13 protein-coding genes are annotated in these 13,355 nt (G+C 50.1%); 3 read left to right on the top strand and 10 right to left on the bottom strand.

The genetic code is table 11. The features are described from left to right. Positions 1-589: 589 nt before the first annotated feature. From ACXAH1_RS23535 to ACXAH1_RS23515, 5 genes are all read right to left on the bottom strand, one after another. Complete coding sequence (locus ACXAH1_RS23535; RefSeq protein ID WP_475200067.1) at positions 590-967, bottom strand: hypothetical protein; 378 nt, start codon at positions 965-967, stop codon at positions 590-592. 9 nt (positions 968-976) lie between these two features. Then, entirely contained in the window at positions 977-1,546 is a 570-nt protein-coding gene (locus ACXAH1_RS23530) for a hypothetical protein (RefSeq protein WP_253111073.1), read from the bottom strand. A gap of 89 nt (positions 1,547-1,635) precedes the next feature. Beyond that, on the bottom strand, positions 1,636-3,012 hold the full coding sequence (locus ACXAH1_RS23525; protein WP_475200064.1) for a class II fumarate hydratase: 1,377 nt from the start codon (positions 3,010-3,012) through the stop codon (positions 1,636-1,638). An 8-nt stretch (positions 3,013-3,020) separates the two neighbouring features. Next, the gene (locus tag ACXAH1_RS23520) at positions 3,021-3,392 is read right to left on the bottom strand and encodes a hypothetical protein (protein WP_138545692.1); all 372 of its coding nucleotides are present in this window, start codon (positions 3,390-3,392) and stop codon (positions 3,021-3,023) included. Between the two features lie 92 nt (positions 3,393-3,484). Beyond that, the gene (locus tag ACXAH1_RS23515) at positions 3,485-3,661 is read right to left on the bottom strand and encodes a hypothetical protein (RefSeq protein WP_171045672.1); all 177 of its coding nucleotides are present in this window, start codon (positions 3,659-3,661) and stop codon (positions 3,485-3,487) included. 170 nt (positions 3,662-3,831) lie between these two features. On the opposite strand from ACXAH1_RS23515, the gene ACXAH1_RS23510 reads away from it, so the two are divergent. Beyond that, positions 3,832-4,425 carry a DUF938 domain-containing protein gene (locus ACXAH1_RS23510; RefSeq protein WP_475200063.1) on the top strand — a complete coding sequence of 198 codons (594 nt, stop codon included), beginning with the start codon at positions 3,832-3,834 and terminating at the stop codon, positions 4,423-4,425. Here ACXAH1_RS23510 and ACXAH1_RS23505 read toward each other — a convergent pair. The 4 genes from ACXAH1_RS23505 to ACXAH1_RS23490 are packed head-to-tail and all read right to left on the bottom strand — an operon-like array spanning position 4,402 to position 10,026. Next, positions 4,402-5,529: a GNAT family N-acetyltransferase gene (locus tag ACXAH1_RS23505; protein ID WP_475200061.1), complete on the bottom strand. Its 1,128-nt coding sequence runs from the start codon at positions 5,527-5,529 to the stop codon at positions 4,402-4,404. The two genes, ACXAH1_RS23510 and ACXAH1_RS23505, sit on opposite strands and share 24 nt — an antisense overlap. A gap of 6 nt (positions 5,530-5,535) precedes the next feature. Beyond that, complete coding sequence (locus ACXAH1_RS23500; protein ID WP_475200059.1) at positions 5,536-6,852, bottom strand: alpha/beta hydrolase; 1,317 nt, start codon at positions 6,850-6,852, stop codon at positions 5,536-5,538. After that, positions 6,825-9,545, bottom strand: coding sequence for an ATP-binding protein (locus ACXAH1_RS23495; RefSeq protein ID WP_475200057.1), 2,721 nt, complete (start codon positions 9,543-9,545; stop codon positions 6,825-6,827). The genes ACXAH1_RS23500 and ACXAH1_RS23495 overlap by 28 nt, the downstream gene beginning before the upstream one ends. A gap of 19 nt (positions 9,546-9,564) precedes the next feature. Continuing rightward, positions 9,565-10,026 carry an Lrp/AsnC family transcriptional regulator gene (locus tag ACXAH1_RS23490; RefSeq protein ID WP_475200055.1) on the bottom strand — a complete coding sequence of 154 codons (462 nt, stop codon included), beginning with the start codon at positions 10,024-10,026 and terminating at the stop codon, positions 9,565-9,567. Between the two features lie 133 nt (positions 10,027-10,159). Here ACXAH1_RS23490 and ACXAH1_RS23485 point away from each other — a divergent pair, with 133 nt between their 5' ends. After that, on the top strand, positions 10,160-11,344 hold the full coding sequence (locus tag ACXAH1_RS23485) for a PrnB family protein (RefSeq protein WP_253111049.1): 1,185 nt from the start codon (positions 10,160-10,162) through the stop codon (positions 11,342-11,344). Further along, positions 11,341-12,456 carry an aminotransferase class V-fold PLP-dependent enzyme gene (locus tag ACXAH1_RS23480; RefSeq protein ID WP_475200052.1) on the top strand — a complete coding sequence of 372 codons (1,116 nt, stop codon included), beginning with the start codon at positions 11,341-11,343 and terminating at the stop codon, positions 12,454-12,456. The genes ACXAH1_RS23485 and ACXAH1_RS23480 overlap by 4 nt, the downstream gene beginning before the upstream one ends. On the opposite strand, the gene ACXAH1_RS23475 is transcribed toward ACXAH1_RS23480, so the two are convergent. Continuing rightward, the gene (locus tag ACXAH1_RS23475; RefSeq protein ID WP_475200069.1) at positions 12,448-13,212 is read right to left on the bottom strand and encodes an MBL fold metallo-hydrolase; all 765 of its coding nucleotides are present in this window, start codon (positions 13,210-13,212) and stop codon (positions 12,448-12,450) included. The two genes, ACXAH1_RS23480 and ACXAH1_RS23475, sit on opposite strands and share 9 nt — an antisense overlap. Positions 13,213-13,355: the final 143 nt, after the last annotated feature.

Genomic DNA, 13,355 nt, shown 5'->3' with positions numbered 1-13,355 from the left:
TTTCTCCATTCATACAGGTCTACACTATCGTCATCCCGCATCGCGTGCGGGATGACAACGGAGTTGCTGTTTGAGGTGTGGTAGAGCAGGGTAAACCTGGAGTCGAGGCTGGAGTGAATTCAAAGTGGTGTATATTGTTCCCCTTTATACGCCGAGCTTTTTAAAGGTTAGCGACTTCGCGACTGAGTGCACAGCGGAGTGAGTCTGTGAAGCTATTGCCGGAATATGGCAGGGGACACGGCTGTTTGTCTTTGACACTGGCTATCTTGCATTGCTCTGTGTGCAATGAGTCGTTATGATAATTGTTCATTGCCGTGGTTTTGAGCTGATTGTGTCTCTGTATTTACTCGTTCTGCTTGTTATTTTTGCCCTATTTGGGTGTGCCTCTACTTATCTGGTGAAGTTTATTTATTGCTATTGGGTAAAGAAGCAGATTGAGATCCGGTACGTATGGTGGGCATGTCTGTGTGCGTTGTTGATAATACCTATCTCATTGCTGAGCCAATGGTTGCTCTAGGGCTGACATTGGTGACGTGATGGACTGCCAGATGGATTAGACCTTCTGGCAGTTAAGAAATGACTTGCTGGATTATTTCAATGTGATTGCCTGACATTGGCTATTGATACATAACGCCTGAATAGGTAACACCTGCTTGCAAACATCACTTGGTGGAGTTTGTTGGTTAAGCGCCTGTTCTTGCCGTGTTATTGCCAAAGCTCTCTGCTCTACCTGGCTTTCTTCTACATTGCGTACAGAGTAAACAACATACTGACTTGGACCACCGCAGGTTTGTCGCTCTCCGACTCCGATTACTTTGCACTGAAAGCTGGCATCGCACCCTTTATCAGCCACTAACTCTGACAGTGCCTGGTTGTCATCACTGTCGGTTACTTGCGTGGACTGGGTACTACCACAGCCAGCCAATAGACCTGTAAGCAGAAAAAGTGCCAAACACTGATACTTCATTGAAAATCCCTAGTAGGTTGCCTGGTTTGAATGCTCGAGTTTAACACATTTATTGTTAACGCACTGAGTGGCTGGCACAGTCAAATGCTGGCAAATACTGACCATTTGATTTTTGGCATTATAGGTGGCTTCGGCATGTGTCAACTTGTCGGCCACCTCTTTCACCTTCTCCGGGTCCGCTGTTTTTGTTGAGAATATGACATAGTCTGAGGGTCCGCCACAGGCCCGACTGCCAACCGGAAGCACCTGACACTGCGCAGTGGTGTCACACTCTTTGTCTTTGGTAATAAATTTAAGATAGGCACGTTGGTTTTTCAGCCTGGCCTCGCTGATAGCATCTTCATCTATCTGGGCGATGGGTTCTGCCTTGTGTACTTTGTCTGCTGGAATCGGCTTGCTATTCCCAACATCATGCCTGACAGCGGATTTTGTTTGTAGTTTGGCTGGCGCAACTGTTCGCTCGTTTGCGCTACTCTGCTGAGTGTTGGTGGTCTCCTCGTTGTTCACGGGGTCATTACCTGAAGCACTGCAGCCGGCAATGAAAAACAAACTACAAAGAGAAAGTTTAAACGCGTTCATATCAGATCCTGTCTATTTTTCTTCCAGTGTGCCGCGCTTTTTCACTTGTGACAAGATTCACGCACCAAGTTTATTGGCGCGTGATACGGTTATAGCCCACCAAGAGTAAGTTTTTGAGGATCCAGCAATTCACGTAGCTTTGTCTCACTTAAATCAGTGTGCTCGGCAGCAACCTCAATGATGGGTCGCCCCTGCTGATAAGCCTGTTTGGCGATAAAGGCTGCTTTTTCATATCCGATCACCGGATTTAAGGCCGTAACCAAGATTGGATTACGAGTGAGTGCCTCTTGTAGCCTTGGCTCGTTGACCTTAAAGGTCGCAATGGCTTTGTCGGCAAGCAGGCGCGACATATTCGCCAGCAGCTCAATACTCTGTAAAATGTTATAGGCAATTACGGGCAGCATCACATTCAGTTCAAAATTTCCTGACTGGCCGGCTACGGTGATAGTGGCATCATTGCCGATCACCTGTGCACTGACCATGGCTGCGGCTTCTGGGATCACGGGATTGACTTTGCCTGGCATAATGGAAGATCCAGGCTGTAGAGCTTGTAATTCTATTTCACTCAGGCCTGCCAGAGGACCTGAATTCATCCAGCGAAGATCGTTGGCAATCTTCATATTGGCCACTGCGAGCGTTTTTAACTGGCCCGATAGCGCGACGATGGCGTCTTGCGATCCGATGTTATAAAAGAAGTTTTTGCTGGGTGTGAAGCGGATCCCTACATTACTGCTCAGATAGCTGTTAAAGGTCGCGGCAAAACGCTCATCGGCATTCACCCCGGTACCAACAGCTGTGCCACCTTGTCCTAACTCATAGACCTTCTCGAGTGCCTGTACTATGCCCTCGCAGGCAGAATCAACCTGGTGCTGCCAGCCACTGAGTGTCTGTGCAAAAGTTACAGGCATGGCATCCATCAAATGGGTGCGACCTGTTTTTACTAAGTGACCGACTTCTTTACTCTTATGCTCAATCACCTGAGACAGGTGCTTAAGCGCGGGTAGTAGCTCATACACCGCCAAAATGGCACTGCTAACATGAATTGCTGTTGGGATCACATCGTTGGAGCTTTGTCCCATGTTTACATGGTCATTAGGGTGGACTGTCTCGCCACTGAGCTGACTGGCCAAAGATGCAATTACTTCGTTCGCATTCATATTCGAACTCGTACCTGATCCGGTCTGAAAGACGTCGACAGGAAACTGTGACAAGTGTTCGCCGTCAATGATCTGCTGGCAGGCAGCAACAATTGCCTGGGCCTTATCTGAACTCAGGTGACCCAGCTCCTGATTGGATTCTGCGGCTGCTTGTTTGATGTAAGCCAGCGCACGAATAAAACTGCCAGGCAGTGTTAACCCACTGACCGGGAAATTGTTAATAGCACGCTGAGTCTGTGCCTGATAAAGCGCATCTTGTGGCACGTCTAACACGCCCATGCTATCTGAAACTTGTCTAAATTCGCTCATAACTACTCCTAGCTGTACGGATTAAATTCATGGCTGATGATCCTGGCCTCCCGCTCGAGGAGGTAAAATTTATGTAGGCCTCTGCGCTTTGCTTTGTAGTAGCGCTTCAGAGCGAGCAGCGGCTTATAGATTTGTTCCAGGCACTGTTGTCGCACACAGGTGTGCACCAGAGGATCAGCTATGTGGTTTAGTAATTCAAAGAATACTCGCCTGAGGTACAGTTCCTGAAGCAATGCACAGGATTGTCGCTCGTACCATTTTGCCAAATCACACCCGGCGCTGATAAATTCTGCAACCTGCTGAGGTGCATCAAGGTAAGGGCGGGTGCAGTGTGCATTCAGATGCGGCTTAAAATTGATGAGCGCAAGCGGTGTCAGCATAGTGGAGTATCCCTTTAGTGTAACGATAATAATTATCATTACACTAAAGGGGAGCGTTAGCAAGCCCTGATTGTGTGCAGAGCTTATGCGGATTAATTATACCCAAGCAAAAACTGCTGGGCTGTTTTCTCGCGTTCTTGTTCCGGGCTGGTCAAGAGATCCGCCACTTCCTGACAATAGTCTTGGCTTTCCAGTAAATTGGGTTCTGCATCCGTGTCTATCAGACCACGGCTTGTTAAAGGTAAATGAGAGAGATCTGAGGTTGTCATAATGTGCTCCAAGCGTTGTGTCGAAATTTCAGTATAGACAATGCATGCTTTATACCAAGGATAAAATTGTATGTTTTTTATATGTTTAAGGTTATGCAATTTAAAACTGCTTGCATTTTAGCGACAGGATTGCATCAATAGAGCGCAAAATTGGATCACAGAGGTGCAAGATGGATAAACCTTACTCTCAGGCATGTGAGAATAATAAGCTGCCAATACTTGAAAAAATACGCCCTTATTTAACAGAGGTCACGTTTGTGCTGGAAGTCGGGTCAGGTACGGGGCAACATGCCGCTTGTTTTGCGACTGCGCTGCCTCATTTAACCTGGCAATGTAGTGATCTGGCCGTCAATCATGCTGGGATCCTGATGTGGAGTGAAGACAGTGGCGCCCGCAATTTACCCGTACCACTCACACTCGACCTGGCATCCACACCCTGGCCGGTGGCGGAGGTCCCTGCGATTTATACCGCGAACACCTTGCATATTGTGTCTGAAACTTTGGTCAAAGCCTTTTTTGATGGGGTGAAACAGCACCTGGCTACAGGTGGACTACTAATGGTTTATGGTCCCTTTAATTATAACGGCCAGTTTACCTCACCCAGTAACCAGGACTTTGATGGTTTTTTGCGTAGTCGCGATCCACACAGCGGGATCCGCAATATAGAATGGATCTGTTCTCTTGCCGCACAAGCTGAACTGGTATTGCAGGAAGATTATGCGATGCCGGCGAACAACCGCTTACTGATTTTTAAACGGCAGTAAACTCGCACACTGGTCAAGGTATTGTGCCATATGTGAGCGCTCCCGGGCCAGGTAGTCATCAATTGCCTGTGCAAAATCTGGCTGACTGATGTGGTGGTAAGAGTGGGTGATAACCGGCTCAAAACCCCGTGCCAGCTTGTGCTCTCCCTGTGCGCCGGCGTCAAAACGGCGCAATTTGTGACGAATGGCATACTCAATTCCCTGGTAATAACACAGTTCGAAGTGCAGGTGGTTATGGCTTTGAAGCGCGCCCCAGTAACGGCCATACAGGGTGTGCTCGTCGTGTAAGTACAGACTTGCTGCCACGATTTTATCCTGCTGAAATGCGCATACAATGGCAACCTGAGCGGCCATGGTCTCGCAGATACGCTGAAAAAAAGCGTCGTTCAGGTAGCCCTGGTGTCCCGAACGCTTGAGATAGGTGGTGGCATAGCACAGGTAAAATGCCTGTCTTATTTCTTCTGTGATATCGTCGCCCTGATACCAGCGGATCGTGAGCGCCTGACCCTGGATTGCTTTGCGCTCCTTATTGATAGACTTACGCTTGCGTGACGTCATTGCGCCAAGAAAGTCGCCGAAATCCGAATAGTTATGATTTTTCCAGTGAAACTGCACACCGTGTCGCTCCATCAGGTTCTGGCGCTGCCAGCCTGCTAGCTGTGTCGGGAAATTGATATGCCAGCCCGACCAGCTTTGTTGTTTTGCCTCCTGGTGCAGCGCAGCCGTTACATAGTCATAAAGTGCATCAGTTAGCGGATTGCTGGATAAAATGCGACTTCCCACTACAGGCGTAAACGGAATGGCACAGATCCACTTGGGATAATAGGGCAGCTGGTGGCGCTCATACGCTTCGGCCCAGGCCCAGTCAAATACGTATTCGCCATACGAGTGGAGCTTGATATAGCCGGGCAGTAGCGCGACCACTTGGTTGTCCTGATACACAAGCAGGTGATAGGGCAGCCAGCCTGTCTGCTCACCAACACAGCCGCTGTGCTCTAGTGCGTCCAGCCAGGCAATACTGCTAAACGGAGACTGGCCAGAAAGTGCTGTATGCTCGGTGGCGGTTAGTGTCGAAAGCTGAGTAATAAAGCGATGTTGATACATAGATTATTACATTGCCTTGCCCAAAAACTGTATCAGCTGCGCAACCATAGGATCATAATCAGGATTAAAGGACACCCGGACCAGGGGCGTATATTGTGCCAGGTTTGTTGTACTGCGCTCACCAAAATACGGTTTTTCGGTCGTCTTACAGTGTGTAAAAGCTGTGGTATCCTCCAGGTAGGTATCGCAATTGCGAAAGGTTCCCGCTCTGCCATAATAAGGATGATCCGGTGGATTTAAAATACCAATATGCGACATATCAATGACCCTGTCGAGGGTGGCGACTTCAGTCACGTTTATCGACTCAGGTAATGCTGCAATGGGTGTTGGAGCATAGACGCGCAGTGCCAGCGGGGCAGTGCTATCCTGTGCCCAGCGGGTCAGCAACTCATAGGTCACCTGACTGTCAATGGTGCCATCAACATCGCTGGCAATGGTCAGAGTTGGCAGTGAGGCTGGTAATTTAGCTGCTCGCATATTGGCCATGGCTTCTTCTACCAGCGTGACCGCGTGAAGAGGAAATGACTCATATTTTGCCAGATCCAGATCGGCCCCCTTATCAACCCAGTCAACCCAGGGCAGCCAGTCCAGCCACTTTGCCAGCCAGGCCACTTCGCTGTGGCTTTGCGTGGCTGGTGCCACTAGCACTAATGCTGCCAGGTTATCAGGTCGGCGGGCTGCTATTTCCGTGGTTGCCAGGGCTGCGCCGGTTGAGTAGCCAAGCACTGCAAACTGGCTATAATCACTGGCTGTTCGCGAAATGGCATAGCGCACATGCTGTTGCCAGTCCCGGTAGTCGACTTCTTTCAGGTCGCTGGCTGCAGTGCCATGGCCGGGTAACAACATAGTCCTGACGTCATAGCCTTGTGCATACAAATCCGCAGCCAGAGTGTGAAAAATAAAAGGTGAGTCGGTTAGTCCATGGATCAGGAGTACAGCCTTTTGGTTGTTCGGATGCGTTAATTCAAATGGGGCAACGTAATCAGCTATCTGAGTTGCAGGCTCAGGGAGTCGCGCCGACACTTTGGTTGCCAGCTCACAACGAAGTGTGGCTTTTGGGTTGCGTGCCAGGATCAGCGCCCGCGTTGCTCTGAGATAGGCTGCGTACGACTGCGCCTCGGGAATATCCAATACGGCAGGGCCAGCTTCATTGGCATAGCGATACGTGCCCTGCTGCGCATCGATTTGATAGCGTGACAAGTCGTTTACCTGATCCAGACAGGTCTGTGCCTGTGTTGGCGTCGCAACAAGTTGTGCCAGGCTGGCCAGTATGAACAATAAATACCCTTTTTTAATCATGACAGTCGATATTGTATTAAGCATTGCACCAGCTTATCGCGCTCCAGTGGTTTTGCAAGGTGGCTATTAAACCCGACAGCGACCGCATAGGCCTTATCCTCGGGCATCACGTCGGCAGTCAGTGCGATAATCGGCAATTGTTGCTGACTGAATCGTTTACGTAATAACGTGGTTGCCTGATAACCGTCTAACAATGGCATTTGACAGTCCATAAGCACCAGATCAAAGTCCTGCTCCCCACACACATCGACGGCCTGCTGACCATCGCTCACGAGGACAAACTCAACTTCAATAGACTGTAGCATGGCTTTAATAACCAGTTGATTAACCGGGTTGTCTTCTGCAACCAGCACATGCATGCCCTTCAGTAAAGAGTGGTCAAGTTCGGCTTTGTCTGCCAGTTGGGCATCGCCGAACGGACAGCGCAAAGAAAAAGTGAAGGTGCTGCCTTGTCCCGGGGTGCTTTGTACTGTGAGTTGCCCATCCATCAGTGCCACCAGTTCTTTGCTGATAGCCAGACCAAGACCCGTGCCACCAAAGCGCCGGGAGGTGGAGGCGTCGGCTTGTGTGAAAGGCGCAAAAATCAGCTGCTGCTTGTGAGAATCGATACCAATACCGGTGTCGATGATAGAAAAAGTAAGTAGGTAATCACTGTCGCCATGAAGCACTTCACAGTGGAGTGCCACCTTACCATTGTCGGTAAACTTGATGGCATTACTGCATAAATTAAGCAGGATCTGCTCCATTCTGAGTTCATCTGCCTTAAGCCAGCAGGCACCACTGATATTGGTATTCAGTTGCCATTGTAATCCTTTGTCCGCGGCGCTGGTGGTAAACAGACTATCGATCCGGCCAAGTAGTGCTTGTAAATCAAAGTCATGACGTTCAATGACCAGGTGATTAGACTCAATTTTGGCAATATCGAGAATGTCATTGACCAGGTTAAGCAGTGTTTTTGCAGCCATATCAATGCGACTGGCATAAGACTGAAGGGTGTCAAATGAGCGGGTTGTTTTCATCAAAGAAGCAAACCCCACCACGGCATTTAATGGCGTACGGAGTTCGTGGCTCATATTGGCCAGAAACCGACTTTTGGCCTGGTTCGCTCGTTCAGCATCTTCAACTGCTTTGCGCAGCGATTGAGTGCGCTGTTCCACCAGGTGGTTAAGTTCATAATGCTGATAGTTGTTGAGTAGCACAATAAAAGTGATCAACGCGGTAATGCTGAGTTGCAACAGCAGCAGTAACACGGTTTGTCTGTGGTTGAGACTGGCGACAAAGTCTGCTCTGAGTTCAAGTTTAATACGCCATATCTGGCCACCAAATTGAATCCGGGTTTCGAACAGATTGTCTGCAGACATTTGGGTGGTCGAGAATGGATGATTACGATAGAAGGGCTGTGTATTGTTGCCATCAAATACGGCAACGTTGTAACTGTCTGCCTGAGACTTTTTCAACACAGAGCCCAGTAGGGTATCCGTTTGCACCACGGCTGTGGCATAACCCAGAATATCTGCCTGTGGATCAGTGGCGTCACGATGGTAGACCGGTGAAAACAACAAATAGGCTGGGATAGGTGGATCGCTTTGCACTAACTCAATGATGTCTGTGGCCTGTGGTCGTACGGTGATCGTTGGATTTTCTAATGCCTGCTTGCGATTTTCCCGTGAATACACGTTAAAACCCAGTGCACTGAAGTTCTCGGCCTGTGGTGAGACATAGGTGACAACCACCAGGGGATCATCGGGGGCCAGCGGCAACCCTTTGAGTTTAACCCGGCCATCATAGAGTGTATCGAACTGGCGCTGAAGCGCATTCCCCTGTGTTTGGTTTAGTCTGACATTCCAGGAAATAGCGCGTAAGAATGGGTAGCGGTTGCGCTGCTGCTGCGCAATCTGATGAAATTCCTCAGCGTTCACCTTACTGAGTGATTGTAGCTTTGCAGCCACCCCTTGTACTGCCAGCATGCTGAGATTGACCTGCTGCAACAACAGGTTTTCTATCAACCTCAGTTCTCTTTGCGCTTCTCGTTTTGCAGCCTGAATGTTGCCCTGATTATATAAATAGGTGGTCAGTACCACAGATAAAAATAGCACAAAGCTGGTGGCAAAAACGTTGCGACTGCGGTGATAACTGTGTTGTTCAAACGCCCATGCGTCGAGCATCAACAGCAACAGGGGAGTAAAAATCAGTATGCCGAGGCTGTCGCCCAGCCACCAGGCCACCACGTTTTGCCAGTGATGAGTGAATTGATACTCGGGGTTAAACAGGCTGAGCGAGAATACGCCGATATTCGCGGAGATCAGATTCGCGAGTATGCCAACCAAAAAAATGTAATAGGCAATGTGCTTGCGAGAACGCATTCGCAATGGGTCGCCGAGCCAGTGCCGCAATAGCAACCCGCCGGCTAACCCCTGCAAGCAGGCGCCTAATGCGATAATAGAGACCTGCAAAAACTGCGATAAGGTCGCCTGACTAAACACATAGCCATGGGCCGTGGTCCAGTTAAACAGCGCTGAGGCTAAAAATAAGCCGGGCAAAAAGCGCCAGCCCCAAATCAGCACACCCACCAGACCCACGCCCGCCGGCAGCCAGATGGGCAACACCTGATCCTGAAACGCAAATGCGGTCAGGGCTTTGCCCAGCGCAAAATAGCTCAGTGTCATAAGCACATAAGCAACCCACTGATGATGCACTGTGCGAAATTGGAACTGCATATGGATCGAATCCTTTGCGTTAAACTGGCAGGGGTCGTTTGGTAAACGTTTGTTTTAAAACGATGGTTGACTCAATCCCTGCGATACAGCCGATGGCGCCAAGACGATGTTTGACAAAATGCTCGTAACTGGGCAAATCCTCGGCAATGATTTCGAGTAAGTAATCATGCGCCCCAGACACCACTGAGCAGCTGAGTACCTGTTGCAGTTGCTCTGTATGAGACTCAAACTGGGTCGCGGCCTGTGCGGAGTTCTCACTCAGGCGAATAAACGCATACACCAGTACAGTATAGCCCAGTGACTGCGGTGCCAAATTGGCGTGGTAACCTAAAATCACCCCATCCTGTTGTAACTTTTTGACGCGCCTGAGGCAAGGGGTGTCAGACAAACTGGCTTGTTCAGCAAGTTGAGCATTACTGAGCCGGGCGTTGTCCTGCAGTGCCCGAAGAAGAATACGATCTTTGTTATCTAAGTGCGCCATAGTAGTGATTTCTGCTAATGATTAGGTTTATTTTTTATATTGTCGCCAATCTAGTCTAGCGTTCACATGAATTTTAGCAACTTTTAGCGCATAAGGTTTGGTAGCCTGAGACTCATAATTTGGGGAGCTACAGATGACCACACTAACACATGCATTTGATCACTGGATCCGCAGTGATTTTGTTACGCTTAACGACAAGCTGGAGGCCGCGTACTGGCAGCAACAGGACAAGGCCAATGTTGAGGGAGTAGAAGACGAAATAAAACAACAACTACTCAACGAAGGGCAACAGCATATCCAGGCATTGCTGGCTGAAGGCAATACCGACGAAGGCTTTGACAATGCGTTCGATCTGCTGGGCAACGTAGGCCTGTATATGGCAGCCTGTCGTCGGCATGAACTCACAGAGCCCAGCCGGGAACAGTACTCACCGCTTAAAGAGGCATCGGCACTTGCGATGCACATTGGTGCATCCATCGGTGTCACACCGCGCTTTGCAACGGCGCATCTGACCACACACAATCGCGCAGTGAACGGCGTGTACAAACGCTTTACCAGTCATCCGGCCGAGCAGCTGTTTATCGATTACAACACCCGGGCTATTTTGGCCTACAAGCGTGCCGCAGAGTGCTTATTAAAAATCCAGCCGCTGGGCATTTCACATCCCATGACACCGGTGCTGCTGACACAGGTCAAAGATGCTTTGTTAGATGTGATCCGCTCTAATCAGTGCTTGTTTGAACAGCTGGATACCGATGCTTTCTTTTATGTTGTCCGCCCCTATTACAAACCGTACCGGGTGGGCAAAGAAGTCTACCGTGGTGCCAACGCCGGAGATTTCGCCGGGATCAATGTGATCGACATGATGCTGGGCTTGTGTCAGGCCAATGACGTGAACTACGCTCAGATGCTGGTGGACAAGTTCCTGTATATGATGCCCGAGGATCAGGCTACACTGCGCGAATGCATGCGTTTACCCAATTTGATGGATGCCTTTGTCGCGGCGGCTGAACAGCACCACAGCAGTAGTTGGTACCAGGAAGCAGTGAGTGCGTTTGTGCAGGTATGTAAGCTGCACGGCGATACTGCTATTCAGCATCACAATCAGCTGGTAGAAAAGTACATTGCCCAGCCGTCGGGTGATATGAATACCCAGCACCTGGATAAAGTGACGGCCAGCGGACCGCCGCTGCCTGTGCTTCTGAACCAGCTGGCATTGCTACGAGATAAGCGGGCAGCTGCAAAACGCGAAGACGTATTTACCCGCTTTGATGATTTAAACACACTGCGCCGCAGTATCGCGAAGGGCACACAATGAAACAGGCAGACTTCTCCTTACCTCAGGGTCACTATTTGCTCAGCCACTCCGTAGGCCGACCTCTGGCGACGGCCGAGCAGGACTTTATGCAGCGCTACTTTCACCCCTGGGCTGGCGACAACCATGAGCCCTGGTATCAGTGGCTTGATGGCATACAGCAGTTTACCTCGGCGCTGGCCAGGCTGTTCAACAGCCAGGCAGACTATTTTTGCCCGCAAAGCAACCTCTCCAGTGGGTTAACTAAGTTTGTGATGAGCCTGCCAGAAACGGGCCGCCAGACAGTACGTGTGCTGATGAGTGAGAGTGACTTTCCCAGCATGGGGTTTGTACTTCAGCAGGCCGTTGCGGATGTTGAAATCCACTTTATCCCCGCCGATCTGGATATGTCCGATCTGAGTGTCTGGCAGCAGCATTTGCACAGCGAGATTGACTGGGTGTTCGTCAGCCAGGTGTACTCTAACACTGGTCAGCAGGCACCTGTTGCAGCCATCACGGCACTGGCTAAAGCACAGGGCTGTCGGGTGATCGTTGATATTGCGCAGGCCGCGGGTGTGATCCCCATAGATTTGTCCGACAGTGCGGCGGACTGTGTGCTGGGGTCCTGCGTAAAGTGGCTGTGTGGCGGGCCCGGTGCCGGGTTTATCTGGGTCAACCCCGATATTTTGGCACATTGTCAGCCCAAAGACGTTGGCTGGTTTTCTCATCAGAACCCGATGGAGTTTGATATTCATCATTTTGCGCCCCATGATAGTGCGCTGCGTTTCTGGGGCGGCACACCGTCTGTGGCCGCCTATATATTTGCCGCTCACAGCATTCATTACTTTGCTGATCTGGGGGTGGCACAGGTGAGGGCGCATAACCTGACCTTGCTGGCGCGTTTACAGACGCAGCTGGCTCCCTGGTATATCGCACCGACCGATGCAAAGCGCTGCTCCGGCACGGCTATTCTCAACGCCGGTGAAGCGCAGGACTCGGTATTATCGGCTTTAAGAGAGGCAAATATAGCGGTCGATGCGCGTAAGCTGGGGATCCGGGTTTCACCGCATATCTATAACACTGAGCAGGACATCGACGCCTTCATTACAATCTTTACCCGTGCCGTATCAGCCTGAGTGACGTTTACCCAGCCCGAGTGCCCGTTTGGTTTTGGTTTTTACCGAACGCCAGTGGGTAACGGGCTGCGTAGGCGCCAGTTGTAGCAGCTGCACAAAATCAATGTCTGCAAACGCAAGCTCACTGTGGTGCGCCAGCATCACAGTGGCTGGAGCCAGCTGTTGCAGTTTTAGCAGCGTTGAGCGATACAGTCTTGGATAAAACACCGGATAAGGCGGGATGAGTTTGCCGCGTACCTGCACCATTACATCCGCGATATACACTGTACTGCGGTGTGCATGATAAAGGCTGATGTCTCTGTCTGTGTGGCCGGGAGTGTGCAATACCTGCCAATCTTCAAAGCCCGGCAGTTCGGTGCCATCGGGCAGATACACATCGGGTTTCAGGGTGCGCGCATACCAGAGGTTTTTTCGTGCTTTACGTTTGCGCCCGGCCACCCATAACGCCAGTGCAATGTCCGATAAATGCATCAGCATACCATCCAGGCCCCGATACCACTGACCCGGGCAATTGGCGGTGGCTATCTGCGCACCGGTTAAGTTACGCAAATAGTGTGCTCCTCCGGCATGGTCAGGGTGCATATGGGTTACTACAATTAATTTCAGCTGGTGGAGTGGGCGGTGTAGTTCATTGGTAATAAACTGGCAGATCATCGCAACATCTGCGCGACTGCAGCCATCCAGCAGCAATAGTTTATCCGGGTAAGCCACCAGATAGATATTCTGAATATAGCCTTCGAGTGTATGAATTTTCATGACGGAATTAATTCGCACTGACACATCTCTTATTGGTAACACATCTGACCAGATAGGCAAAACGAAATTGTCTGTTAATAAGGCTGGAGTCTGAGGCCAGGGTCATGCCCGCTTTTTAACGTTGTTGCAAAGTTATCCCCTTT

It is taken from the genome of Pseudoalteromonas sp. AWH4_217, from assembly GCF_056161105.1.
The sequence above is the reverse complement of the archived record's forward strand: the minus strand, read 5'-3'. Positions and strand labels throughout refer to the sequence as shown.

Bases quoted from the DNA above. Each gene is read 5' to 3' on its own strand.
- ACXAH1_RS23535 (WP_475200067.1), bottom strand. From the start codon at position 967: ATGAAGTATCAGTGTTTGGCACTTTTTCTGCTTACAGGTCTATTGGCT.
- ACXAH1_RS23530 (WP_253111073.1), bottom strand. From the start codon at position 1,546: ATGAACGCGTTTAAACTTTCTCTTTGTAGTTTGTTTTTCATTGCCGGC.
- ACXAH1_RS23525 (WP_475200064.1), bottom strand. From the start codon at position 3,012: ATGAGCGAATTTAGACAAGTTTCAGATAGCATGGGCGTGTTAGACGTG.
- ACXAH1_RS23520 (WP_138545692.1), bottom strand. From the start codon at position 3,392: ATGCTGACACCGCTTGCGCTCATCAATTTTAAGCCGCATCTGAATGCA.
- ACXAH1_RS23515 (WP_171045672.1), bottom strand. From the start codon at position 3,661: ATGACAACCTCAGATCTCTCTCATTTACCTTTAACAAGCCGTGGTCTG.
- ACXAH1_RS23510 (WP_475200063.1), top strand. From the start codon at position 3,832: ATGGATAAACCTTACTCTCAGGCATGTGAGAATAATAAGCTGCCAATA.
- ACXAH1_RS23505 (WP_475200061.1), bottom strand. From the start codon at position 5,529: ATGTATCAACATCGCTTTATTACTCAGCTTTCGACACTAACCGCCACC.
- ACXAH1_RS23500 (WP_475200059.1), bottom strand. From the start codon at position 6,852: ATGCTTAATACAATATCGACTGTCATGATTAAAAAAGGGTATTTATTG.
- ACXAH1_RS23495 (WP_475200057.1), bottom strand. From the start codon at position 9,545: ATGCAGTTCCAATTTCGCACAGTGCATCATCAGTGGGTTGCTTATGTG.
- ACXAH1_RS23490 (WP_475200055.1), bottom strand. From the start codon at position 10,026: ATGGCGCACTTAGATAACAAAGATCGTATTCTTCTTCGGGCACTGCAG.
- ACXAH1_RS23485 (WP_253111049.1), top strand. From the start codon at position 10,160: ATGACCACACTAACACATGCATTTGATCACTGGATCCGCAGTGATTTT.
- ACXAH1_RS23480 (WP_475200052.1), top strand. From the start codon at position 11,341: ATGAAACAGGCAGACTTCTCCTTACCTCAGGGTCACTATTTGCTCAGC.
- ACXAH1_RS23475 (WP_475200069.1), bottom strand. From the start codon at position 13,212: ATGAAAATTCATACACTCGAAGGCTATATTCAGAATATCTATCTGGTG.